Genomic DNA, 24,391 nt, shown 5'->3' on the forward strand with positions numbered 1-24,391 from the left:
TAGAATAATATTTTTTGTCAGAACGGTGCGTGCACAGGTGTTTTTCTGTGTGTTTTATTTTGAATATTTGTTCCTTTATTTTACCTAAAAAGAGGCATTATATATGGCCCCGATTGATTACAAAAAGTAGGAGGATAATTTATGTCAAAAACAAGAAAATCATCTTCACGCAGCAGATGGATAATAGCGGCATTCATTGTGGCAATGTTCGTGTTCATTCCCTTTACTTTGCATGAAAACACAGACTCGTCCGCAGCGAACGGCAACTCCGCCAACAACATGCTTCCGGACATAAACCAAGGCGATAAGGCCGGAATATCGTTGAACTTGAACTCGGATAAAGCTTTCCAAGTAGCAAAGATCATTATGGCAGACGCAGGAAACTACATTGTCCAGGAAGACCCTTCGATGGCACAATTAGTCGATGCGATATCTTCAAGCAAAAACCTCAATGAAGCATTAAATAAGTTGTCAGGCTCCGGATATGCCGTCAGTATTGATTCGGGAAACCTCTCGCTTTCCATTGATTTCCTGGTCAAAGAGAAAAACTCCAACGGATACAAGATGACCCTGACATATTCACTGAGGGGGGATCTTGGCATTACCGAGGTCAATAACGACCCGTACTACCAATTGATCGGCTTCCCCAATAACGTCAAGCCGACGGATGCAATATCTATGTCCATTGAAGCCGGCGGTTCCCTGAATATCAATCTTACATCTGAGTTTATACCCAGAACGATTGATGCCCAGACAACGATCACCATAAGTGGAAAAAGCACAAGCAACTATACATATGGATACAACAACTATTATCCCTACACCTCTTACTACACATATACGCCCAACACCGTGGACAATATATCAGAACATGTGACTGCATCGACAAGTTTTGCAATAAGTGTCAATGGATCCGATATGACAAATGCCGATTATGACAGAGCGCTTAACGGAGAAGATGTTTTCGTTGATATGGCATACAGCATCAGGATGACGGAAACAAGTAATGGATACCCCTCCACACCCATAAATGTCAGTGACACAACATCGTTCAATCTTAAAAACAGTGCAGTTCCCAGTACATCAGGAACAAGTTCTGCAGACAGCAAAAAGATCAATAACATTATAAAAACAGCATGGAACAACGGCACTTTGCCCACTTATGCTCAATTCATCGATGCCTTTGGGTCAGAAATGAGCAGCCAGATCAGCCAAACCGACTACAATCAAACGATGAATCAGATCCGTGCACCCTTTGCAGCATATATGACAGCTGCAAATGATTCCGTGGATTACCTCGAGGGTAACGGTCTGAGCTGGTACTACAATATAGGCGGAGATCAAATCCATTCTAATGATTCCAGCAACTCGTCTCTGAGTTCTGGGACGCTGATATACATCTTGATAATCATAATAGTGATCATCGTGATCGTTGTTGCCGTTTTGTTGTACATGAGATCCAAGAAGAACAAGTCCAAACAGGCACCTTAATAAAACCGGGGGCATCCCCCACCCTTAACTTTTATTCTTTTATCCGACCCGGGATCAAACCGCTCCGGGATTGGTCTTCAAGTAGAATTCGGACACATCCCAATCGTCGTCCTCCTGGGACTTCTTTTCCTCTATCTTCACTCCGAGTGATTTTGCGGTGTCCCTGATGCATTTGTATGCCTTGTCGCCGCCTTTGAAGTTCTCGACCTTCGCACCGGACGACGCTACTTTCCCCTCAAAGGAACCTATTATATTTATACCGTCAAAAACAACGCACTCGGTCGCGCCGCACTCTCTTTTTATCATCTCTCTGAGATAAATATGCAGGTTGTCCTGCGTGTTCAGAAGGAATGTCTCCTTGAATTTTTCGGGTTTGAGACCCACATCGTCCTTAAGCATCCACCTTAATGTAGGATCGTCTTTTACAAGGAACCCTTTGACAAGGAACCCTTCTTCCTCAAGGTCCTTCAGCATTTTCCTGACAACTGCCATTCTGAGTCCGAGGAACTGTGCCAGCTCTTCTGCGGAGAATGTTCCGAAGTCTTTGAAATGTTTTTTTGTTATTGTTTTGAGTGCTTCTTCTTTGCCCATGCGGCTCGGCGGGACAATGTAATAAAATGAATCTTGATCCTGGCATATCGCCGAGACCTTCGACAGCTCCGATACCAGTTCCAGAGTTTTTTCCTCTGAGAACGGCGATCCCGCGATTATCTCTTTCCTCGATATGGGTTGCCTGTCGCGGATCAGTTCCAACAGAGAGTTGGCATCTTTGCCGATCTCGCCCAGCTTGGCCGCACGATATATCGGGGCGAATTCCGCTAAAGTATATCCTACATAGCCAGGAAGCAATGACATTTTGAAGAGGTTCCCCTTTCCGAGGATCTTTTTGAAGGATATCTTCTGTATAACTCTGGTGACCGCTTCCTGATCGTTCCTTATGTATCCTCTTGTTTTTACGGCCTCGTCCACTGTGGAGAATTTGTATGCATACGACACCCTCTGCTTTTGGAAAACATAGTTCAGATGCTCCTCGTCCGACATCGTCCTTTCGATGAATTCTCCTTTGGCATAGAATCCGTTGACGAATCTGTATCCGTTGTTTTTGAGGCACTTCGCGGTTTCTTCGTCGAGCTCTGCCGCATCCTTGGTTAGAACTTCCCTTACTCTTACGATGTCTACGCCTTTCATGTTAAAGAATACCATCAGGCGGTCCAACGCCTTGAGCACATCGTCGAGGAGTCCGGGGGAGTCGATGTCCATTCTTCTTACTTCTATGCATCCGGACATCTCCCATATCTCCAGCGCACCGATGACACTGTTCGCTTTTGTTATAGGATATATCCATCTGTCGCCGTACCTTGCCGCGAGTTCCGCCCATTTCGATCCCAGGTCCGGGTCGAAAAGGGATCTTATCGTAACATTCTCTTTCCTGTTCCTTACCTTCGTGATCAGCGGCACCTCTTCCGGCATAACGAACATCTGGCTCTGTCCGCTTCCGACGAATATCGTTGCCGCTCCGACCGACGCTGCGTACTTCTCTGCCTCATCCCCCGTAACTCCGACAAGGAAACGCAGGGCCTGAGCAGGTATCGGCCCGTACGACCTGATGCATTCTCTGATCAGCCCTTCGGTCGGATCCCTGTCCGGTATCTGGGGATAATATGGTTTGTATGTGTTCTCGGTACCCCAGTCCTCCCTTTCGGTGAATGCGCGTATTATCTTCAACGAACGGTCGAGCCTTTGTATGGACTCTTTGATCTCGTTCTTATCCCTGCCTGTCACAGAGACCAGGTGCCTCATTGTCGTCTGACCCATTCCCTTTATCAGGTCGAGGATCTCCTCATCCGATTCGTTCATCTCGGAAGGCCTTAATGCGGCGAGTCTGCCTCCGTCCTCGGAGAGTACGTATCTGACCCTTCCTCTGACGAACCTCCCCAAAAGGAGCCTCTCCGATTCCCTCAGTTTATACCATTCCTCAAGACTGAAGTCCTTTACCCTGTTGAAAACATCTATCTCGCTTCCCGCCGACCCGTAGAATTTGAAGTAGTCCTCGATCGTCTTGAATTGTTCTCCCTTTGTCCTTCTGTATTCCTCGACGGTATCGAAATCGAACACGTTCTCCTTTCCCGCCCTGAGCCTCATACGGTCGAGTACCTTCATGTACTGCGGGCTTTGAGATATCAGGAACTGTCCTCTGACGACCTCTTCGCTGTTGACCAGAGAATCCAAAGCGCTCTGTGCTTCGTCCTCGGTTATCGAGAGGGCAAATGCTACCTCCGGCACAGTTGCCGGCGCAAAACAGTTCAGGTATCTGAGGACGATCTCATCCAAACACTTGTTCTTATCGAGCTTGGGATACTCTGCCCTGGAGAAGTACCATTTGTTATTTGCTGTGATATCCGATCTTGTGACAAGATACATCGACTCGAGCTTCCTCATCGATCTGAATGTCACATCCTCGCTTATCTCCAAGGCCGTTGTGATGTCGCTTAGTGCGGTCTTCTCGCCGACCTTCTCCAGAACCTTCAGATCGATATCGTTCAACTCACGCTCTTTTGCGGTCGCCGCGGCATATGCCGGGATCTCGCTCTTGATCATGATGTGCGGTTCGTCCATGAACACGGTCCCGATCTCTCCCTCTTTTATCAGCTCATGGACCCATTCGTCGACGACCTTCTTGTCCTCGTCGCAATACGAATAGATATTGCGCCCTCTTTCCCTTATGGCTTGAAGCGGCCCCGTCCTCTTCAGGAGCGGGACGATGTCGTTCTTGGACACCACGCGCCCTATTTTCTGCCTGAAATACGGGATGACCTGGTCCTCGTTGAACTCAAAGTCTTTCACCGAGTCTCCGAGCGCCCTGTACAGTACCTTACGGTGCAGTTCTTTGAGCAGTTCTGATCTGTCCTCCATCAGAACGATGTCTGAGAACCCTGACAATATTATCGAGTGTGCGAAGGGAGAAGGAGTTCCGTTGAAATGGAAAACCTCGACCCCCATCTTTCCGTTCTCTATCATCTCCAGCACGATGGCGGCGTTCTTGATATCCATATCATCTTCCAGAACCTCTCGGTATGTCTCCTCTATAACTGGAACATTCTCCATGTTGCCTAATGCGTCCAACAAGTAAGACGATCTGACCTGCTGCCTGTTGACCGAGATCGGACGGCCGAGATAGTTCCTGAGTATCATGAAGCTGCGCGCCGCATTGTGCCTGAACCTCAGTTTGAAGATCTCGGAATCCTTGATGGCCTTTCTTAAGATCGAGTCGAGTTCCCTCGACGTCAGAAGCCCCGGGATCTGTTCAATGTCCACCTTTCTGGGCGTTCCGATCATGAAGTTATCATCGGACATCGTGACAGAGACGTTCGAGCCGATGATGTTCGATAATCTATATGCGTATCCTCTCGACAGTGCGTCGTTGACCCTCCTTCCGAAGGGGAAGTGGAATATTATCCTCTGGTTGCCTGACGGGTCAATATATTCTTCAATAGCCAGATGGTCGATGTCCGGTATCGTTCCGGTCACCGCTTTCTCTTCTTTGAAATATGATACCAAGCTTTTCGCGGAACCGCCGTCGATGTCGAAATCGTGGCAGAGTTTGGGGATAAGATCGGCCTTGTCGTCCTGTACCCATTCTGCCATTTCTTTCCTGAATAGGGCGATGTCCATTGACAGGTCGAAGCTTCTCGGAAGCATCTCTCCGGCCCACGATGGCACAGTTGGTTTCCTTCCCGTTGCCTCTTTGACATGTGCGACCATCCCCTTGGACCTTACGAACTCGAGAGACCTCCCGCCGAGAACGAAAACATCTCTCGGCGCCAGCCTTTCAACGAATTTCTCAGATAGCTCGCCGGCAGTGGTGCCGTGGTTGGTCACCACTCTGTAATTCGCCTCTTCCGGTATCGTACCCAGATTCATCAGATAGATCATTCTGGCGCCTTTCTTCCTGCCGAATTGGTTCTCATCCTCGTCGTACCATATCTTTGAGTAGACGCCTTCGTGCTCGTCTTTGCTTCCGAGATATCTCAGAACGTCGATGAAACTGTCCTTCCTGAGGTTCCTGTAACAATACGACCCTTTAACCAGATCATACGCCGCATCGATGTCCCATCTTTGATCGAGACTCATACCCACAACGGTCTGGGACAGTACATCCAAACAGTTCTCCGGTATTCCGACTCTGTCTATGTCCCCTCTGTGTGCCGCACGGCACATGACCGCACATTCCACAAGATCATCTGGATCGAAAACAATGAGTCTTCCCTTTGCGACCTTTCCGTAACTGTGGCCGCTCCTCCCTATCCTCTGCAATCCCTTTGCGACCGACTTGGGGGAACCTATCTGGCACACCAGGTCGATGGAGCCTATGTCTATCCCCAGTTCGAGGGACGTTGATGAAACAACGCACTTGATCTCCCCTCTTTTCAGCCGCTCTTCGACGTCCAGTCTTGTCTCTCTTCCCAGCGAACTGTGATGAACCTCGATGTTCTCAAGCCCTCTTTCTTTAAGCTTGTATACCACGCTCTCGGCCCCGGACCTGGTGTTGGTGAAGATCAAAGTGGTCTCATGCGTGTCGACCATCTCTTTGACCTTATCATACATCATAGAGTTCACGATATCGGAGGATAATGTGGTCATGTCCTCTGTCGGGCATACCACTTCGAGGTCCAGCTGCTTTTTCGAGTCGGCCTCTATTAACGTTACCTCTCTCTTTTCGCCATTGGGGTCGCACCCGACCAAGTAACCGGCGATCTCCTCGATGGGCGCCAATGTGGCGGAGAGCCCTATCCTTGTAAAGTCGGTCTCGCAATGGTCTCTGAGGCGCTCCAGGGTCAGGGATAGGAATGCGCCTCTTTTTGAGTCGCAAATGTCGTGTATTTCATCTAAGATCAGCCATTCGACCTTCTTGAAGCTCTCCTTGAACTTCGGTGCGGCGAGAATAAGCGCAAGCGACTCCGGGGTTGTTATAAGAATGTGTGGCGGGTGCTTGACCATCTTCTGTCTTTCGTTCTGAGGTGTATCGCCGGACCTTACGGCGACCCTGATGTTGGGAACTTTCATGCCGTGCGCCGCCGCTACATCTCTCATCTCGGCGAGAGGAGTGTTCAGATTCCTGTTGACATCGTTTGCCAGAGCTTTAAGCGGAGATATGTAGATGCAGTAGATCCTTTCCTCGAGTTTTCCTTCCGCCGCATACTTAGAAAGCTCATTGATGATGCTTGTGAATGCTGTGAGGGTCTTGCCTGAACCTGTCGGCGATGATACCAATACATTCTTCCTTTGATGTATTACCGGTATCGCTTTCGCCTGCGGCTCGGTAAGGGTGTCGAATTTTTCTCTGAACCACGTTGCAATGAGCGGTTCCATGAGACCCATTACCTCCTCCATCGGGTATGCTTTAGTGACCTTCTCCAATATTATTCACCGTAAATTTCTTACCATTACAATCAGGAGGTATTTAAGAGGTCTGTACAGCAACCACTTCCGGAGCCCTTTTTACCGCGAAAATATATTAAATGCAGTTGACCATTAAAAGGCGATGAGGTATAAGCTTCTGTTAGTGTTGGTCGCAGTATCGGTCCTGGTTCCGCTTACATCTTTCGTGTCGGACGGCGCAGACAACGTCAACGCCTCGAACTACTACATCGAGGGGTATTTAGCGGATACGCTTGGCAGGCCGCTCGACAACGTAACAATCGTTGTAACAGACGCTTCCAGCACTCAGTACCCGGGCACATATGACTCGGAAACGGGATTCTTCAGCGTCGGCGTCGCAGTGAACACCGGCCTCTCGATATCTTTCACGGCATATGGATACACCGCGATATCCTGCATGAGTTGTCCGAAGCAGCAAAACGGCAGCTTTATCCTTAATCTGACAAAGGACAATTACAACAGTGCCAATCACACATACACAATAACCGGCTACATTTCAGAAGGACTTTATGTGATAATGAGCGCCACGGACGGATGGGTCGGCGGTCGCGTCTCTTATGTCAACGGTCCGGTGAAAGATGCCACTGTTACTCTGACGCCTACATCCGGAGGGAGCGATATCACAGTCTCCACAAATGATAACGGAGATTATCTGACATCTTGTCCGACCGGAACGTACAATGTGAGTGCCGGCAGACAAGGTTTCATAACGAGCGGAAACTACACCATAACAGTAAAAAACAATAATACCGAACAAGTCCCGCTGGTGCAGAACATTGTCTTAGATAAAGCCGACTCGACTACGCACACCGGGGTGGATGTGGCCCATTTATTGATGTTGATCGGAGTCATTGTAGGCATTTTGATGGCGGTTGCCGCGTGGCTCCTCAGCAGACGCGTGAACGAACCGAACAGGCTCGAAATAATCGATGATAATGAGGATAATGAAGAGCTCAGAGGCCTCTGATCAATTTCGACCTGACATTCTCATAAAGACTGTTGCCTTTTGAGTCCACTGCGACAATCAAAGGCCCCATTCTCTCTACTCTGAAAAACCACAACGCTTCTGCCATTCCGAGGTCCGCCCATTCAACGCCGCGAACTTCTTTCACGGCCTCTGCAAGAGATACGGCCGTTCCTCCGACCGCGGCGAGATAAACGCACCCCGCCTCACGCATTGCGTCTCCGACCTCCTTGGACATTCCTCCCTTACCGATTATCGCTCTGATATTGAATTTCCTTATCATATCTGGCTCTAAAGAATTCATCCTTGCGCTTGTAGTGGGGCCTGCTGCCAAGACCTTCCATCCTTTGCCTTCGTTCACAATTATCGGGCCACAGTGATACAGTACCGAATTATCGATCTCTTTCGGAATTGACCCTTTCTTATGCAGATACTCCATTGCCCTGATGTGGACTTCGTCCCGCCCGGTTATAACATCACCTGTCAGATGGATGGTCTCACCGATCCTGAGGCTCCTTACGGCATTCTCACTGAGGGGGGTTCTTAGTTCCATCAGAGATCAACTCCTTGGCTGTACTCGACATTTGTGTCGGTGATGCGGGCTACCGCCCTTCTCGTGGCCCAGCAACCAATACTGACTGCGACCGGAAGGCTTGCTGTGTGGCAGTATGCGGTCTTTATTTTGACCCTGAGCGTTGTTGTCGACCCACCTAGTCCCATCGGACCGAGGCCGCTGCCGTTCAGCCTGACGAACAGATCTTCCTCCAGGTCCTTGAGCACCGGGTCATCATTCTCTGAGTCCAGCGAGGATATGAGGGCCTCTTTTGACATTATGACACATTCATCAGCTGTTCCGCCGATGCCGATGCCGATGATACCGGGGGGGCACGGCTTTCCGCCGGCGTCCAGAACTGAGTTCACAATGAACTTTTTCACCCCGTTTATGCCGTCTGACGGGTTCAGCATTGCCAACTTGGTCATGTTCTCAGAACCGGCCCCTTTTATCAGAACGGCTATTTCCAGGAAGTTATCGTTCGTCGGGATGTAATGGATCGCAGGCATCCCTTTGCCGAGATTGTCGCCCGGATTCTTCCTTGTCAGCGGATCCACGGTGTTTGGCCTGAGAGGAATCGCCTCGGTCGCTCTCTTCAGCCCCTTTGCGATCTCGTTGCCGATGGAATGATCAAACTTCCCCTTAACAAAAAAAGTAGGTATACCGGTATCCTGGCACATCGGGCGTCCCAGGACCTCTGCCTTTTTCACATTATCCATTATTGCTCCGAGCTGTGTCTTGGCAAGAGGGTCCGCCTCCCATCCCGCAGCGGCCTCCAGCGCCCAGCCGATATCTCTGGGAAGTTTCGTATTGGCCGCTTTCAGAAGATTGACGACTATCTGATCGATGGGTTCCGGCAATTTTATCATGATACCTTTATAGCGGTTCCCGATAAAAAATGCACTCAGGGAACATAGTAAAGCGAGTCGTTGATCTCTACCACTTTGACAGCATCGCCTATCTCTGCATCTTCCGGGATCTTCAGATCGACCGTTGAGTAATTCGACGGTTCGAGGATCTGTACCTCTCCCTTACCTTTGCTGATTACCACCGCTTCGCGCAGGTCCCCCGCTTTTACAAATACTTTTAACATGGGGATGTCCGACCTTTTGACCGACCTTTCTCGGTGGTTAGTGATGTCGATGACCTTTGCACCGGTGCTGGATAATCGAACGAGCTTGAAATAGCGCCCTTCGAATTGTACAATGTCGCCGGCTTGGAAATCCGGAAGGCGGACGAGATACGTCACCCTGTACATCTCAGTCCCCTCCTCTGTCAGCCCGACGAGTTTTGAGGCTTCCTTTGTCTCGGCGCAGTACGTATCGGTAAGTTCTTTTGATGCCGCTTTCCCCATCGATATGGACGAAAGATAGATGTCGATTCCGCCCTGCACCTCTTCGGCCTTTGTGATGAACAGCCTTCGGTTGGTTATCGATTGAGCGTCGACAAGGTTCTCTACCTTCCTCAGCGCTTCTTTCATCGTCTTATGCGGGACCTCTTTAGACCCCCTTATCTGGAGTATTGCTTCATAGTAATTCCCAAGCTGCCTGGAACATCTTTTGCAGACTGTATTCTTCAGTCTGATGATCGTGGTTGCCGAGTCTTCGGCCGGACAGCCTTTTACATCAAGTTTCGCTGTGACCTCTACAACAAATGTATAGGGGTCCTGTTCCAAAGAGACCGACTCGATGTCAAGCTTCTTTGCCTCTTTGTTGATATTCAATGCGCCTTCGGCGGCATCCAAGATGGCGTCCCGAAGATCCTTCGTCTCCCAGAACTCCCCTGTGCCGGTATCCCCGCAGTTAGTGCAAACGAACACGTTGACGTGGTGCGGAAGGGATATCAGTTTCTTTCCGTCGAGGAAACACTCTGTACATAGGCCGTCGATGATGTTCTCTGTCTCTTTCCCGCACTTTACACAGAAGTTCACATTATCACCACTTGAGCGTGCTTCACCTCTCCGATGATCATCACGCTCTGCTCGGATACCAGCCCTTCCTTTATTGCTTTATCTACAACACGATTGCCGACGAGATTCATTATCGTGACCGACTTTGTCCTTTCAATGAAAACTTCCTCGGTCACCGACTCCCCGCCGTAGAATATCTCAGATACCTTTATCTTCACACCGTCGCCTCGGAACGTCATACCCAGGATCTCTTCGTCGCATGCGGCGAGTATCCTGTCTTTTTCATGCGTGTGGATCTTACAGCGTATCATTTTATGCACCTTTATAGCGGCCGTCATTGCGCGGGCTGAATAGTGTGCCGTCCTCTTTCATCATCCTCAGCCTTCTTTTCGCTTTATCCTCTGACAGCCCTTCATTCAGTGAATGGGATATTATCTCTTCCTCTGACAGCCCGTCTATCGATCCGTACTCTCTTATGACATCTAAGATAATATTAAGCTCGTTGCGGTCCTTTTTGGTATAGTCAGCAGATAAGTTATCAATATCCCATTGCCCGCCGTTAGGTGCCAGGATCTTATCGAGATAATACTGCACCAGATCCACCGCCCTTTGAGCATCAGCACCCTCGACCATGTAGCTGAGCCTCATCCTTGCCGAAGCTTCCGACAGCCTGACGAAGGCCTCCAGCTGCCTTGCTGTTATAGGTACGGAATCATTCTCTCCCGCACCCTGCGCCCTGATCTCAAGATATGTTTTCTCGATTATGCTCATGGCCTCATCGGTCATAACCGGTACGATGCGTTTCGAATATGCGACATATTTCCTGAGCATGTCCTGGTCATAGACCGGTTTGATCGCCTGAGTGTTCTCTTTTATCTTTTTCAAATCTATGCCCACGACCATCGGTGCGTCGTCCTTGACATGCCTGGCCTCCCCCCTCCTGTGAACATTGAGTATGTGCGAGGTCAGTTTCATGTCCGTCTTTGCATTCGGCTTATCGGTCAGAACGAATATCAGGTCGAAACGGGACATGAGTGCGGGCGGCAGATCGATCTGGCTGGTTATCGATGTCCCCGTCGTTTCGAACCTTCCGAATTTCGGGTTTGCGGCGGCAAGCATCGAACACCTGCACTGAAGCGTTGCCGTTATTCCTGCTTTTGCGACAGATATCCTCTGCGATTCCATCGCTTCGTGAAGCGAAGAACGGTCCTGCGGCGTCATCTTGTCCAACTCATCGATGCATGCCAGCCCCTTGTCCGCAAGGACCAACGCCCCTGCCTCCAGCGTCCATCTTCCGTCGCCGAATTCGTCTTTTACCGCTGCAGCTGTAAGCCCCGCTGCTGATGCAGATTTACCTGACGCATATATTCCTCTGGGTGCGAGAGTGCTCATATACCTCAATATTTGAGACTTTGCGACTCCGGGGTCTCCGACAAGGAGAACGTGCATGTCTCCCCTTATTACGGTGCCGTCATCCATCTCTTTGTTGCATCCGCCGAACAGCTGCAGTGCGATCGCTCCCTTGACCTCTGTCATTCCGAAGATCGTGGGGGAGATCGATGCCACGATGTTATCGAAGAGCTTCGGATCCTGCGACATCTCTAATATCTGAAGTTCATCCTCTTCCGTTATCTGGATCTCATCGTATTCGTGCTCTTCGAACTCAATGGAAATTACATCCATGAATGTCTCGAATATCGTTGTTTTATCCCTATCGGGTTTCTCCGCGGATCTGACTATCCCATTGATCGTTATTCTGTTCCCTGCGGTCACGATCCCTGCTATGTCGTCTTCCAGGAATCCGGATATCCTTTCCGGCTGTGCCCCGCCCCTGAGGCCCTCCGGACTCTCTTGGATCTCGATCTTTTGTGTGTCGATGTAAACGGACGCCTTTGAATCGAGTTCGAAATGGGTTGCTTGTTTGTTACAACTGCCGTCCGGGTTTGAGCACATGAGCGGTTCTTTCATAAGAACGCCGCGCTGTTTCTCCCATATCTCCGCACCGCACCTGCTGCATCTGAACAGCGCCTGTGTCATCCTCGGCTTAACTGTAGTGACCTTTCTTGCCAGCCCTTCAACGGCGACAAGCTTCCCAAGGTGCTTTGCTCTGAGGTGTCTTACCTCCACCTTTGCATCTCTCGGCAGACAGGTTATCCTGAGGTTGACCGTGTCCTTCATATCCCATGTCGGCGGGAGCGATGATCTTACAACTTCAGCCCCTTTGTGCAGACATTTACTCGGATTGTCCAAAAAGAACATTGCCAGGTCCGGGTTGTATGCATCAATGTCCTCATAATCGACATAAATACTCTTTTTGTCGGGGTAACTTGCCGCAATGTCAGCAAACATAATGCGGTATTTGTCCTTACTGAGGATGTCCTCCCATCCTGCCACTATCTCGCTATCTTGGAAATTTACCGTCATCTCTTCATTCCCCCTGATTTCTGCTTTTTTTGCACTCTTCGTCCGCCCACCACATCCATCCTCCGGCATCCATGTCGATCTCTCCTTTGACCGATCCCGCTTTCCTTAGTTTGGAAAGGGTCTTGGCCAGATCGTCCGGGCACCTGTAGCCGAACAGATACTCGAGCCTGTCTGCCGCTTCTCTGGTTGTGATCCTATCATTTCCGAGGGCTTCCCAAATAAGCGCAACTACATCGTCGGGCATCGCAAACTTCTATATTGCCGAATAGGATATATAACGTGCACTTCCAGTGGAGGGGTAAGTAAAAAAGCTTTTTCTTTCGGAGGGACTGGTAGTGCTATTTCGATTCAGCAACAGCAGGATGTTGATTTGGAATCTTTCTTCTTACCTTCATCGCCGCAGCCGTCGAATTTCCCATAGTGCACGCTTCTGTCCCCATCGATCTTGAAGGCCTTACCGTAGCGCGTTTCGGATACCATTGCCGCGGTGTTCCCGCAGACCAGCATCGGCTTGCCGGTAAAGAACCTGTGATGATCATCCAGATCGAAATAATGGGGGTTCCCGGGGATGCTGCCGTCATACCATGCGACCTGCCCGTAATCTTCACATATGTCTTCAAGACAGTCGAGCTTGAAGGCCCTTACCGTCCTTGACGAGAAGTTTGCAAACCCGACCTTTTTCTCTATCTCTTCGTTGGCCAGTTCGAGTTCGCGTATGCTCGTATATCTGAAATCCTTCCATCCGACCCTTGCCATGAGCCTTCTGAAGTCCTCTACATACATTGCGCCCCCGAGGCATTCACCGCGAAGAACGGGGTCTGTCGCCAGTTCCTCCGGTATGCGCCTGTCTGCGAATACGTCAGAGAAATACAGTTCGCCGCCGGGTCTGAGGACACGATATATCTCCCTGAACACCTGTTCTTTCGCCGGTGAGAGATTGATCACGCAGTTGGATATCACCACATCGACACTGTTATCTTTTATTCCCAGAGACCTCAGATCCTCGATGTATCCCTGCATGAACTTCACATTGGACTTTTTGTACCCGAAACGCTTGCGTTGTTCCTCTTGATATTTTATTGCGGTCCGGATCTGTTCGTCTGTCATATCGACGCCGATCGCACACCCTGATTCTCCTACCAATTTAGATGCGATATAGATGTCCCTGCCGGTACCGCACCCGAGATCCAACACCGTCATACCTTCGAGAAGCGGAGGGAGCGGTGAGCCGCAGCCGTAGAACCTGTCCTTTATCTCATCAGCGATGAGCGGCAGGATAGGTTTGATCAGGGCCGGAGGGCTGTCCGAACAGCAGCATGCGCTTGTTTTCAGATCATCCTTTGTCTGCAGTCTCTTCCCATAATACTCTTTCACATCCTCGATTATCTTGTCCGTGTTTCTCCCTCCTTCTTTTACCAGCAATCCCTTCTCTGCGCACATCCGCAGGGAGGCCCCGCCTCGTAGCAGACATTATTACTGTCATCGTCATCATCGATCACGACAGATGTGAGCTCGCGCAACATCTCTGCTGCCGCCGTGCTGCCTTCTTCGCTTATAGAATAGAATGTCCACTTTCCCTCTTTGCGGGCATCGACTATGCCGCTGTCGACAAGAATTTTCATATGATGCGACAGCGTCGGCTGGCTGATGTCCAAACGCTCTAACAGCACGCATGCGCACTTCTCTCCGTTTTGCAGAAGAGAGATGATCGTCAAGCGGGTTTCATCGCAGAAAGCCTTGAAGGTGGTTGCGCACTCGGTGTTTGTTCTTGTCATGTGAGCCTCATATAGACACATCTCGATATGTTAATTTCGGATTATAAAATTATGCTCTGCTGAGTGTCGCTTGTAGTTTCAGCTCATAGTTCCAGTACTGTTGCATAGCCGTTCCAATGCTTTGGCTACGATTTATCATATTGATATTTATCTATTTATACTACATAAAGAAATATCTTTTCAGTGAGAATATGGTAGTAGAGCCAGTCGATTTCTATCAGATGCCGCCGGAAGATATCCTGAAATATCTTCCGGGGAAGAATTGCGGAGGTTGCGGTAAGGACAGCTGCGAGGATTTCGCAGGAGCCCTGAGCAAAGGCGAGGCAAAAATAACAGAATGCCCCGAGATCGGTCTGAAACTGAAAAAGTCCCTTGAGGGCGGGTTGTCGATACGGCTTGTGGTCCATGAAGCGGATTTTTCTATGTCGACTGTCTCGGAGTCGATCATCCCTGTGAATAAACCGACGCGGGATTCGCCGGTCCTGTTGACGGGTAATTGCGAAGTGACATTGTATGTCTTGAGGCTGATCTTTGAGAAAGCGCCTGATGTGAGTGCCTGGATCATACCGAGCGATACTAAGGGCTTCACTATCGACCATGTTATGACCATGAAGGTCATGACGCCGATGACCGTGATGAGGGCACTCACGGATTCGGGGATCTCTCAAAAAGTGGATTCAAGGGTCATGATAATCCCTGGACTTTGCGAGGGCCTTGAGCGCAACATAGAGGTCATGACCAAATGGAAGGTCATCGTGGGACCAAAGAGCGGTTTCGAACTTCCCGCATTTTTGACGCAGCTGGCAAATACAGATGATTAAGGCAGAAATTTACAGTTTGCTCCGTTGAGAAGGGGTTCCGTGATGCGGGCAGTCAAATAATTTTAAACCCCCCGGCAGCCTTGCCGGAGGGCGTTGTTTGTTAAGGTTTATTTGCGGTTGTGTATCACACGCCCTTTTTCTTCAGGACGAAGTTGAACAGAACATATCCCACCACGATGATTATTACCACAACAATGCTGATCCACAGCCATATGCTGGTACCTGAGCTGTCGTTGACAACGGGTTCCGTCACTGTCAAAGTGAAGGTTACGGTCGCATCCGGCGTAGCGCCGTTGCTTGCTTTCAGCACCACTTCATAACTTCCTGCGGCGAGACCGGCCGCGATGTTGAGCTTCTTTGTATCGGCATTCCATGTGATCTTTTCATCGCCGGTGGTCGTGACCGTGGGTGTCGGGGTGCCTGTCAATGTGAAAACACCAGACGAAGCGGCGGCATAACCCTCGGTCAAGGTCATGGTCGTGGGGCCGTCGATCCCGGGAACGGATGCCAGCACAACAGTGCCTCTTCCGCTCGGCGATATCTCTATTGTCGCGGGTGAACTTTCGGGGGTTTGTGACGAACCAAAGCTTGCATTACCCGACAGCACCCATTGATTGCCGGAGCTGCCCATTGTGAACGGATGGACCTCCCACGCCGCCAGGCTGTTCTTCAGGGTAACGGTGGTACCCAAGCTCATCGTGAAACCTTTTGCTCCAAACGTCATCATGGCACCGTTAGCTCCGGTCGCATTGATCTTTGCACTGTTCGACAGGATGATGTCTGTCGGAGTAGCGAGATAGATGCCGTATTGAGCGGTGCCGTTAGCGACGATATTCGTTTCGCTGACGGCCATTTGATTTGTACTAATGCCTGTGCTTCCGCTTGCGATGATCGTCCCGCTTCCGGTTATTGACATATTTCCTAGGCTGACAATTCCGTAGGCTTTGCCGGAAGCGATTATCGTGCCTTTACACTCGACGCTGTGGATGGTGGTGATGTTGAAGAATATTCCTCTCCATTCAGAGCCTGTGGCGGTCAGTTTTGCATTTTCTGCCACACTTAATCTTAGCGTTGGGCCGTCCAAAACGAGTGCGTCTTTCGCGGAGCCACTAGTCTCGGCGGAAACATCCGCATTTCCTTCTATACTCAGTTCCATTGCATGTATTCCTGTCTGGTCGACACCGTTCGCGATCAGTGTACCGCCGTTCGAAGATGTGATCGTAAGAACGGAGCCTGGGGCGGCTGAGTACAAGGCTATGTTACCGTTGCCGTTGATCAAGTTGTCCCCGATAAGTTCTATCACTCCCATATTGTGGAGATACCCTACTCCTCCGCTGGCTGTAATTGTAAGGTTGCTTAGTCTGACCGTGTGTGCGGCAGTGTCCGCACCTTCTGCGATCCGCAGGTTTTCAATAAGCTGGCTAAAGGAATTGATCTTCACATTAGCATTAGCGGCGATCTGTATCACCGTGGGAAATGCAGGCGACCCTGCGGCCGGATAAATGAAAAGCTCTTTGTTGTTTTCCAAAGTTATCGTTGTTCCGAGATCGGCCCATTTTGACGGTGTGTCAATGACGATCGCGTCGTCTGCTCCATTTGATATTGTTGTCGGCACCCCGAAAAGAAGGATCAGGACTGCCGCCGCCACTAACATCAAAGATAATGCTTTCAATGGTTTTTTCATCATGTTTATTCCTCGGATAATTAACATCGCTATCTTGATTAATAAAGAGATATGACAGTAAAACGATAGAGAATCATTAGAATCGTCAATCTTTGCCGCGTATGCTCTCGAGATATTCGTTCTGTATCCTCACAACTTCGGAACTGTCCTTTGCTTTGGAATAATCCTCAAGCATCGATCCGTTCAGTCGGATGAATTCCGGCGCCCAGTTGAATCTTCCCAGGAATGATTCCGCCTGTTCCTTCTCACCCAGGATCATAAGCGATGCGAGGACGGCTTCCGCACTGTTAAGTTCCATCGGCCTACCCCAGTTGACCGGATTGGATGCCAAAAGATACGGCAGGACTCGCTCGTTAGTCCCCCTCACTCTCGGGAATTCGTCTATGTTCGTCCAAGTGAGGTCCATGACCACCAATCCTTTCCTTGCGTGAACGATATCCGCAGGAGAAAGCGCTATCTTTGAAAACGGAGACAGTACTATAGAGCCAGACGGTATTGCCGAGAGAGTTTTTGCTTCCTTTCCAAGCCCGAATTTCAACATTCTTTTCGCTGTGCATTTCTTCGGGTCGCATTGACATTTGTCGTGTATTATTACCGGGATCATGCGCTTATCATCGTTCTCAGTTTTCCGGGATCGGCCATATTCTCTTTGACCCATGAACTTACCCTGTCGATCAGTTCGGAATAACAGTTCGCAAGCTCAAGGTCGTCGGTCGCTTGGAAGTTCTCTGTCCTCTCTAACTCAAAGAGTATCTGTTTCCCCTGCCACGGTGTCCTCTTCGCCCATTCGTCGAATGTGCTTTTCTGCAGGAAAATGATCAAATCATAGTCTTCCTCATCCCTCAAGTAGTCCCTGTCCTTGAAGTCCTTCGAGACCTGCCGCCTCATATCATTTCCCATCTGGTACATCACAGATATCAGTTCACAGTCGATTATGTCCTTCTTCGGCCCCGCACTGTACACATCATATTTATTTCCGAAATATTCCTTTGTGAAATGCTCCGCAAGCTGTGAGACGAGATCGTTCTTCTCTTCGACGAACAGCACCCGGACCTTCTTTTCCTTCTTCCCGAACATTCGATCCCTCTTTGAGCACCTCTGTGTATAAACTAAAGAGATTTAGCACTTACCCGAACAGACAATCATTTATCTTCGTCATTCGATGGGGAGATGCCACGATGATGAACATTTTCGAGCTGATATCTGATGATAGACGGGCGAGCTGAGTGGCTTTTTATCCCATACTTCTTTCAGAGTTTTTCTCTGAGAAGGAAATCGTGTAAGTGTATGCCTCTGACACCGTTCCTGTCCTCATTCCAGAACGTGTCCGTTGTTACAACATATTTCGGATAGTGATCCTGTATATCTTCCAAGGGAGAGAACTCCCTCTCGATAGTTTCGGCACTCTTGAGCTCCGCGCATACCTGGACATAGACTTTCTCACCGCCGTTTATTTTCTCCGCAACGAAGTCTATTTCCTTTGTACCCATCTTGCCGACATATACCTTGTAACCACGGCGGACTAGGTCGTTGTGGACAATATTCTCCAAAACCCCTGACCTATTTGTTGTTTTCATATCGCGGACAGCATATTGCAGCGAATGATCTGCCAAATAATACTTGTCGTTACTGTCCAAAAGCCTTTTTCCTTTGACGTCGTATTTGCTGACGCGTTTTATCAGAAGGGCTTTCTCCAAATGCCCGATATAACTGCTTATCGTCTCATAGTCGACCCCTCCGCCGCCACTTTTGATATAGTCTGCGATTTTTCTGTCTGAAATGAAAAACCCAACGTTATCATAGAGGAAAGAAACGATCTTTTCCAAAAGCGGTGCGTTTTTTATTTTATTTCTTTCGATCACGTCTTTCAGAACAACCGCGGATTGTATGTCTGAAATGACCTGTCTGGCCTGCTCATCTGTGAACCTTATCGAAGACAGCAAGGGGAATCCCCCGGAACGTATATATTCGTCCAACAGGCCATACCTGCCGTACTGGATGCCCTCATCGAGGCCAAATTCCTTTCTGAAATTGATGAACTCTTTAAAGGACAGAGTCCGTGCCTCGAAAGAAACGTATCTTCCTGCCAGCAAGGTTGCCAGTTCCCCCGACAGAAGCTTTGAGTTGGAACCTGTAATATAGATGTCGGTATTTTTGAGCCTCAGCGAGTTTACGGCCTTCTCCCAACCTGTCACCTCTTGTATCTCATCTAAAAAAATGTAGTACCTCTTATCATCCTTCATTTTTTCCTTGATGTATTGATTAAGATCCTTGTATGAAACAATGTTATCAAAATCAGAGTCTTCAAAATTGATGAAGATTATGTGATCTTCATCTACTGTCTTCATTATCTCTTGCTTTATTAGATTGAGTATCCCCGACTTCCCACACCTTCTTACGCCCGTGATGACCTTGATCAGCGGCTTATCAATAAATCCCTTTAACTGAGTTGTGTATACTTCCCTTTCAACAAGCTTTTCCATCTCTGCCATATTTTTGATATGACTTTTGCAGTATATTATTGTATTTATTGTGCAAGTGTTACACTTGCATAAAGCATAATTATTAGCGTTAATGCAAGTGTTACACTTGCACAAAACACAATTATCAGCATTCATGCAAGTGTAACACTTGCAATATGCCATTCAAAATACAGTCGTGTCGGCATAATGCCACACAATTATACTGTTTTTCATGTTCGTTAATCGACACTCAATAACTGTAAATAACGCCCCGTTAATCACTACGATATGAAACCGGTCTTGCAGGTAGCTTTGGACCTTATGCAGTTGAACCGTGCTGTCACTATCGCACATGAAGCGGTAGAGGGCGGCGCGGATTGGATCGAAGTGGGCACTCCGCTGATCAAAAGCGAGGGCGCCGAAGCTGTCAGAACACTGCGCAGGGAATTCCCCGGCAGGAAGCTCATTGCCGACACAAAAACAATGGATGTCGGCGGGCTCGAGGTTGAAATGATGGCAAAGGCGGGTGCGGATGTTGTAACTGTCCTGGGCCTTGCCGACGATTCTACAATAGCGGAAGCGGTTTCCTCCGGAAGGAAGTACGGCGCCGAGATCATGGTAGACATGATCAATGTGCCAGACCGTGTTTTGAGAGCAAAAGCGGTAGAGAAGCTCGGCGTTTCATACATCTGTCTTCACATGGGTATCGATACCCAAATGAAAGGAGAAGGAGCACCTGTCGACATTCTCAGAAAGATCGCTCAGGAGGTATCGATCCCTGTTGCGGCAGCCGGAGGAATAACCGTTGAGACCGCACCTGCATACGTTAAAGCGGGGGCCTCGATCATAATAGTCGGCGGCGGGATCATCAAAGCTGCCGATGTGAAACAATCTGCTAAGGACATGTTATCATCCATGTCCGGGCAGAAGGTCAGCACCGTACTCTCAAAGAAATATGGGGAAGAGGAGCTGTTCAAGGCATTCTCAAAGGCTTCGACCTGCAACATATCCGACGCATTCCACAAAAAAGGAGTGATAATGGGTCTGAGGCCGTTCATAGCCGAAGGCGTTAGGATGGTCGGCAGGGCGCTTACCGTCCAAACTGCGAACGGGGACTGGGCAAAGCCCGTGGAAGCGATTGACAGAGCGAAACCCGGCGATGTCATTGTCATCGATGTTGGGAATGCTCCGATGGCGGTGTGGGGAGAACTTGCCTCCAACTCTGCAGTTACCATGGGCGTTGTCGGTGTTGTCATCGACGGTGCGATAAGGGACATTGACGACATAAAGAAAATGAAATTCCCGGCGTTCGCAAGATCTGTGGTACCGTGTGCGGGAGAGCCTAAAGGTTACGGCGGGATCGGCATGGAGGTCACCATCGGGGGGCAGACCGTACGTACGGGAGACTGGATCATCGGCGACGAGAACGGGCTCATGGTCGTACCGAAAGAGGTCGCTGTCGAAGTTGCCAACCGGACCGTTGATATCAATGAAAGGGAGAACAGGACCAGGGAAGAGATCAAAAGAGGTTCCACACTTTCGAAGGTCAACGAACTCGCAAAGTGGGAACCTGTAAAGTAGGATCAGTAAGGCCTGTCCTTTTTGCTGAAGGGGTCTGTCTGCCTCGGGGTCCTTTCGCTGTCCATCTTTGCAGCGAGATCCATGAGCCTGGCTATTCTGTCATCCATCGGGGGGTGGGTGCTGAAGAGTTTCCTGAAGTAATTCTTATTGGAAATTGGGTTTGATATCCACAGGCTCTCATAACTTGTGTTGCTGTAATCACTGCTCGGTGCTTTTACACCACCCTCGATACTTTGAAGGGCCCTCGCAAGCGCACGCGGGTTGCCGGTGATCTTCGCCCCCGATTCATCGGCAAGGTATTCCCGATTTCTTGATATGCCGAGCTGCACAAGTATGGCTGCGATAGGGATGGTTACGCTGACGACAAGTGCGACGATGACCATATAGATGCTCCTCTGATTACCCGTGAAGGCCATCCAGAACGCCCATCTTCCAAGGAATGACAACACGGCCGCCATAGTCGATGCCACCGTCATTACTAGGATGTCCCTGTTCTTTATGTGGGAGATCTCGTGTGCTATCACGCCTTCCAGTTCATCATCTTTGAGAAGTCCGAGGATGCCTCTTGTGGCAACGACCGCCGCATTCTTCGGGTTCCTTCCCGTTGCGAACGCATTCGGCATAGCCAGTTCGGAAACTCCGACCTCCGGCATCGGGACCCCGGCTTTTTCTGATACTTTCCTAACTATAGCGTACAGCCTCGGCTCTTCCGCTTCGGACACGATGCGTACTTTGTTAGCTCTCAGCGCGCTTTTCTTGGAGAAGAAATACGCATATACGTTGAACACGACCGCCAATGATAACATTGCGATCATGCCGATCCACATCTGACCGAAAAACCATCCTACCAGCCATCCTACGGCAACAAGTATGATTGTCATCACGATGAACATAACTGCGGTCCTGACCTGCCAAATCATGGTATCACTCAGCTTGGTACTATTCCGAGCGTATTTGAATATATCTTTGAAAAGAACTGCTCAAAAAGCAAATGTTAATGTGAACAGTGTTTATATTGCTAAATGGGATGATAAATTAGTTTTATAATGACATAAAGGTGATAAAGATGCAAGAAACAAACAGGATCGAATTCGAGAGAGAGCTGAACGAACGCTTTGTACGTACTGTTGTTTCTTTCCTGAATTACACAGGAGGCGGTGAGATCATCGTCGGCATCGATGATAACGGCGCAGCAATCGGGGTGGATGACCCAGACACCGTACAGCGAAAAGCGGTCGACCTCATACGCAACAATATCCGCCCGCAGACCCTCGGTCTTTTCGACGTTGTTGCGGATAAAATAGATGACAACGATATTGTTCGCGTGATAGTCTCATGCGGACAGCAGCGCCCTTACTACATCAGAAAGAAGGGGGAATGGATAATCGACATAAAACCGGCATTGCTTTCGGAACGACCGACAAAGAGACGGCGCAAGGAACCTTGATGGTTTAGGCGACTGCCGATGCGATCTGTTGACGGTGTTGCGCCAACACAGATGCGCTCAATACCGTCTGGGGCAGTTTCCGTTCGTTACTTCGAGTCGTAGTTTGCCGGCATCGGGCAGTAGCTGTAAACAGAGATCTGTTGCGCCGGATCCCGCTTTCAAAGATCGACGCTTATGCTTGAACCGACGTAGAAATTATTAACTCCTTTGATACCGAGGACGGCTCTCATGTACATGATCCCGTTGACGCCGGTGCAGTGATTGATATAAAGGGAATTACAATTCTTCTCGGAGAACAGGTTTGCGACCGCTTCCGCTTTGGTCTTTTCTTTTTTGCCCATGTGCAGTCCGCCGACGTATCCGTGCGGGTACGCCCCGAATTTGCTTTTCACGGCCTCCATAACTTTGTCAGCACCTGCATGGGAACACGAGGAGATCACGATCGGCCCCTTCCTCGATCTTATCACAATGAACGATTCCGTCTCTTCTTTGCCGATGTCCATCGGAGCGGAGACGAATACTTTGTCGGCTATTTCTTTCCAATCGTTGATCTCGACGATGTCCGCCTTATCTGCGATGTCCTCTCCGATCTGTATCCCGCCGCCGGTACCGAACATGGTCTTTGTGCCCATTGCAAATCTCGGAGCATATATGAGCAACGGCGTCTCCCTTTCCCGGAGCAGGGTGTCCAGCCCTCCCGCATGGCCTTTGTGCCCATGGGAGATCACAACCGTGTTTATCATCTCTGGCTCTATGTCAAGGAACGAAAGATTGTGCATAAGGTACCTTCCCCTTCTGCCTGTATCAAAAAGTATCTTATTGCTGCCTATCTCTATCAGCACCGAAAATCCTTCCGCTCCGATGAGCGGGGTGCCTTCTACCGCACCTTCGTCGTAGACGCTGGTTATCTTTGCCTCCATGTCCTTCGCCTCCGTATTCCTCTTTTCATTGAATAATGTTTCAACGGCGATAGTATCTATTCGGAATGTCCGAACATATCCTGTTCACATCTTCTTCCGTGAGCTTACCGTTCGCAAGGAACATCTTTATTTTCGTCGGGACGGTCGTTATAGGCATCATCATGTCGGGTTTTTCGGGATCGTCGATGTAATCGGTCTCGAGCATGAACCTCTTTGACCCTTTTCCGAGAGCTTCGTTGATATTCTTTTTTGAGGCCGGCATGGATGGCATCACGCCGTGCGTCTCCCCGTCCGTGACAAACGGCGGGGATGAATGTTTGATCACCATGCTCGGTTCGAGGCTCGCGCTCTTCGCCATTTTTGAAAGCGACAGATCCGTATCTTCCCTGGATTCGGAATGGATTATCACGGGGCAGTCCAGTTCTTTTGCGTATTCCATACCTCTTGACAAGATCCTGTTTGAAGCTTCCAAAATGTCTGCTGGCACATCGAAATGAGGCCTTCCTATCTCTCCCAATGCACAAGCCTTCCCCTCACCCACCAGCTTAGCCGCTATATCCATTCCTTCCATCAGGATCTCTTCCGCCTTTTCGAGACCGTATCTCTCTGCAAGCGGCAGGATCAATACCGGATACGGGCCGACGGCGATGTTTATTTCCAGCTTTGTTGCCGCTCTCGCTTTTTCGGCGAGAGAGAAGGTTATGCCGTAAGAGTCGATGAAATCGTTCCCTTTTGTTATTTTGACCTGTTTGTACGGCAACGTGACAAGAGTGAATCCTGTGCCTCCGGCCGACTCGAACTCCCTGACGGCGTCCACATTCCTACCGGACGGGTCCATGTGGATATGATTGTCATAAACTGGGATCTTTTCGGCCATATCGGTAAAGCGGCAGACAATATAATTATACATTACCTGATTCG

21 protein-coding genes are annotated in these 24,391 nt (G+C 49.4%); 5 read left to right on the top strand and 16 right to left on the bottom strand.

What is annotated here, in order from left to right; genetic code table 11:
• Positions 1-141 precede the first annotated feature (141 nt).
• On the top strand, positions 142-1,491 hold the full coding sequence (locus Mpt1_RS07055) for a hypothetical protein (protein WP_048113464.1): 1,350 nt from the start codon (positions 142-144) through the stop codon (positions 1,489-1,491).
• Positions 1,492-1,545: 54 nt separating this feature from the next.
• Here the strand turns inward: Mpt1_RS07055 and Mpt1_RS07060 are convergent, their stop codons facing one another.
• Complete coding sequence (locus Mpt1_RS07060) at positions 1,546-6,909, bottom strand: ATP-dependent helicase (RefSeq protein ID WP_048113466.1); 5,364 nt, start codon at positions 6,907-6,909, stop codon at positions 1,546-1,548.
• 124 nt (positions 6,910-7,033) lie between these two features.
• On the opposite strand from Mpt1_RS07060, the gene Mpt1_RS07065 reads away from it, so the two are divergent.
• Positions 7,034-7,897, top strand: coding sequence for a carboxypeptidase-like regulatory domain-containing protein (locus Mpt1_RS07065; protein WP_048113468.1), 864 nt, complete (start codon positions 7,034-7,036; stop codon positions 7,895-7,897).
• Here the strand turns inward: Mpt1_RS07065 and Mpt1_RS07070 are convergent.
• The 8 genes from Mpt1_RS07070 to Mpt1_RS07870 form a co-directional block, all read right to left on the bottom strand.
• Positions 7,884-8,447, bottom strand: a complete 564-nt coding sequence (locus Mpt1_RS07070; protein WP_048113470.1) for a FumA C-terminus/TtdB family hydratase beta subunit — start codon at positions 8,445-8,447, stop codon at positions 7,884-7,886. The two genes, Mpt1_RS07065 and Mpt1_RS07070, sit on opposite strands and share 14 nt — an antisense overlap.
• The gene (locus Mpt1_RS07075; RefSeq protein WP_048113472.1) at positions 8,447-9,316 is read right to left on the bottom strand and encodes a fumarate hydratase; all 870 of its coding nucleotides are present in this window, start codon (positions 9,314-9,316) and stop codon (positions 8,447-8,449) included. Before Mpt1_RS07075 ends, Mpt1_RS07070 begins: the two co-directional genes overlap by 1 nt.
• A gap of 35 nt (positions 9,317-9,351) precedes the next feature.
• Entirely contained in the window at positions 9,352-10,377 is a 1,026-nt protein-coding gene (locus Mpt1_RS07080) for a 60S ribosomal export protein NMD3 (RefSeq protein WP_048113474.1), read from the bottom strand.
• Positions 10,374-10,667: a DUF424 domain-containing protein gene (locus Mpt1_RS07085; RefSeq protein WP_048114051.1), complete on the bottom strand. Its 294-nt coding sequence runs from the start codon at positions 10,665-10,667 to the stop codon at positions 10,374-10,376. Before Mpt1_RS07085 ends, Mpt1_RS07080 begins: the two co-directional genes overlap by 4 nt.
• A gap of 1 nt (position 10,668) precedes the next feature.
• The gene (locus tag Mpt1_RS07090; protein ID WP_048113476.1) at positions 10,669-12,780 is read right to left on the bottom strand and encodes a minichromosome maintenance protein MCM; all 2,112 of its coding nucleotides are present in this window, start codon (positions 12,778-12,780) and stop codon (positions 10,669-10,671) included.
• A 4-nt stretch (positions 12,781-12,784) separates the two neighbouring features.
• Positions 12,785-13,024, bottom strand: coding sequence for a hypothetical protein (locus tag Mpt1_RS07095; RefSeq protein WP_048113478.1), 240 nt, complete (start codon positions 13,022-13,024; stop codon positions 12,785-12,787).
• 104 nt (positions 13,025-13,128) lie between these two features.
• A complete protein-coding gene (locus Mpt1_RS07100; RefSeq protein WP_048113480.1) occupies positions 13,129-14,220 on the bottom strand; it encodes a methyltransferase domain-containing protein in 1,092 nt (363 codons plus the stop codon).
• A complete protein-coding gene (locus tag Mpt1_RS07870) occupies positions 14,193-14,555 on the bottom strand; it encodes an ArsR/SmtB family transcription factor (RefSeq protein ID WP_048113482.1) in 363 nt (120 codons plus the stop codon). The genes Mpt1_RS07100 and Mpt1_RS07870 overlap by 28 nt, the downstream gene beginning before the upstream one ends.
• 191 nt (positions 14,556-14,746) lie before the next feature.
• Between Mpt1_RS07870 and Mpt1_RS07110 the strand changes: the two genes are divergently transcribed.
• Positions 14,747-15,376: a (Fe-S)-binding protein gene (locus Mpt1_RS07110; protein ID WP_158386805.1), complete on the top strand. Its 630-nt coding sequence runs from the start codon at positions 14,747-14,749 to the stop codon at positions 15,374-15,376.
• A 124-nt stretch (positions 15,377-15,500) separates the two neighbouring features.
• Here the strand turns inward: Mpt1_RS07110 and Mpt1_RS07115 are convergent, their stop codons facing one another.
• From Mpt1_RS07115 to Mpt1_RS07130, 4 genes are all read right to left on the bottom strand, one after another.
• Positions 15,501-17,063, bottom strand: coding sequence for a hypothetical protein (locus Mpt1_RS07115; protein WP_048113486.1), 1,563 nt, complete (start codon positions 17,061-17,063; stop codon positions 15,501-15,503).
• Positions 17,064-17,145: 82 nt separating this feature from the next.
• Positions 17,146-17,664 carry a DUF367 family protein gene (locus Mpt1_RS07120; protein ID WP_048113488.1) on the bottom strand — a complete coding sequence of 173 codons (519 nt, stop codon included), beginning with the start codon at positions 17,662-17,664 and terminating at the stop codon, positions 17,146-17,148.
• The gene (locus Mpt1_RS07125; protein WP_048113490.1) at positions 17,661-18,137 is read right to left on the bottom strand and encodes an arsenate-mycothiol transferase ArsC; all 477 of its coding nucleotides are present in this window, start codon (positions 18,135-18,137) and stop codon (positions 17,661-17,663) included. The genes Mpt1_RS07120 and Mpt1_RS07125 overlap by 4 nt, the downstream gene beginning before the upstream one ends.
• Positions 18,138-18,310: 173 nt before the next feature.
• Complete coding sequence (locus Mpt1_RS07130) at positions 18,311-19,552, bottom strand: ATP-binding protein (protein ID WP_048113492.1); 1,242 nt, start codon at positions 19,550-19,552, stop codon at positions 18,311-18,313.
• Between the two features lie 258 nt (positions 19,553-19,810).
• On the opposite strand from Mpt1_RS07130, the gene hxlA reads away from it, so the two are divergent.
• The gene (gene hxlA / locus Mpt1_RS07135; RefSeq protein ID WP_048113494.1) at positions 19,811-21,103 is read left to right on the top strand and encodes a 3-hexulose-6-phosphate synthase; all 1,293 of its coding nucleotides are present in this window, start codon (positions 19,811-19,813) and stop codon (positions 21,101-21,103) included.
• A gap of 2 nt (positions 21,104-21,105) precedes the next feature.
• Here the strand turns inward: hxlA and Mpt1_RS07140 are convergent, their stop codons facing one another.
• Complete coding sequence (locus Mpt1_RS07140; protein ID WP_048113496.1) at positions 21,106-22,023, bottom strand: zinc metalloprotease HtpX; 918 nt, start codon at positions 22,021-22,023, stop codon at positions 21,106-21,108.
• Between the two features lie 146 nt (positions 22,024-22,169).
• Here Mpt1_RS07140 and Mpt1_RS07145 point away from each other — a divergent pair, with 146 nt between their 5' ends.
• A complete protein-coding gene (locus tag Mpt1_RS07145) occupies positions 22,170-22,550 on the top strand; it encodes an AlbA family DNA-binding domain-containing protein (protein WP_052399338.1) in 381 nt (126 codons plus the stop codon).
• Positions 22,551-22,708: 158 nt separating this feature from the next.
• Here Mpt1_RS07145 and Mpt1_RS07150 read toward each other — a convergent pair whose 3' ends face one another.
• Together Mpt1_RS07150 and Mpt1_RS07155 are read right to left on the bottom strand one after the other, a co-directional pair.
• Positions 22,709-23,470, bottom strand: coding sequence for an MBL fold metallo-hydrolase (locus Mpt1_RS07150; protein WP_048113498.1), 762 nt, complete (start codon positions 23,468-23,470; stop codon positions 22,709-22,711).
• A gap of 40 nt (positions 23,471-23,510) precedes the next feature.
• Entirely contained in the window at positions 23,511-24,347 is an 837-nt protein-coding gene (locus Mpt1_RS07155; protein WP_048113500.1) for a TatD family hydrolase, read from the bottom strand.
• Positions 24,348-24,391 lie beyond the last annotated feature (44 nt).

The organism is Candidatus Methanoplasma termitum, assembly GCF_000800805.1.
Taxonomy (GTDB): domain Archaea; phylum Thermoplasmatota; class Thermoplasmata; order Methanomassiliicoccales; family Methanomethylophilaceae; genus Methanoplasma; species Methanoplasma termitum.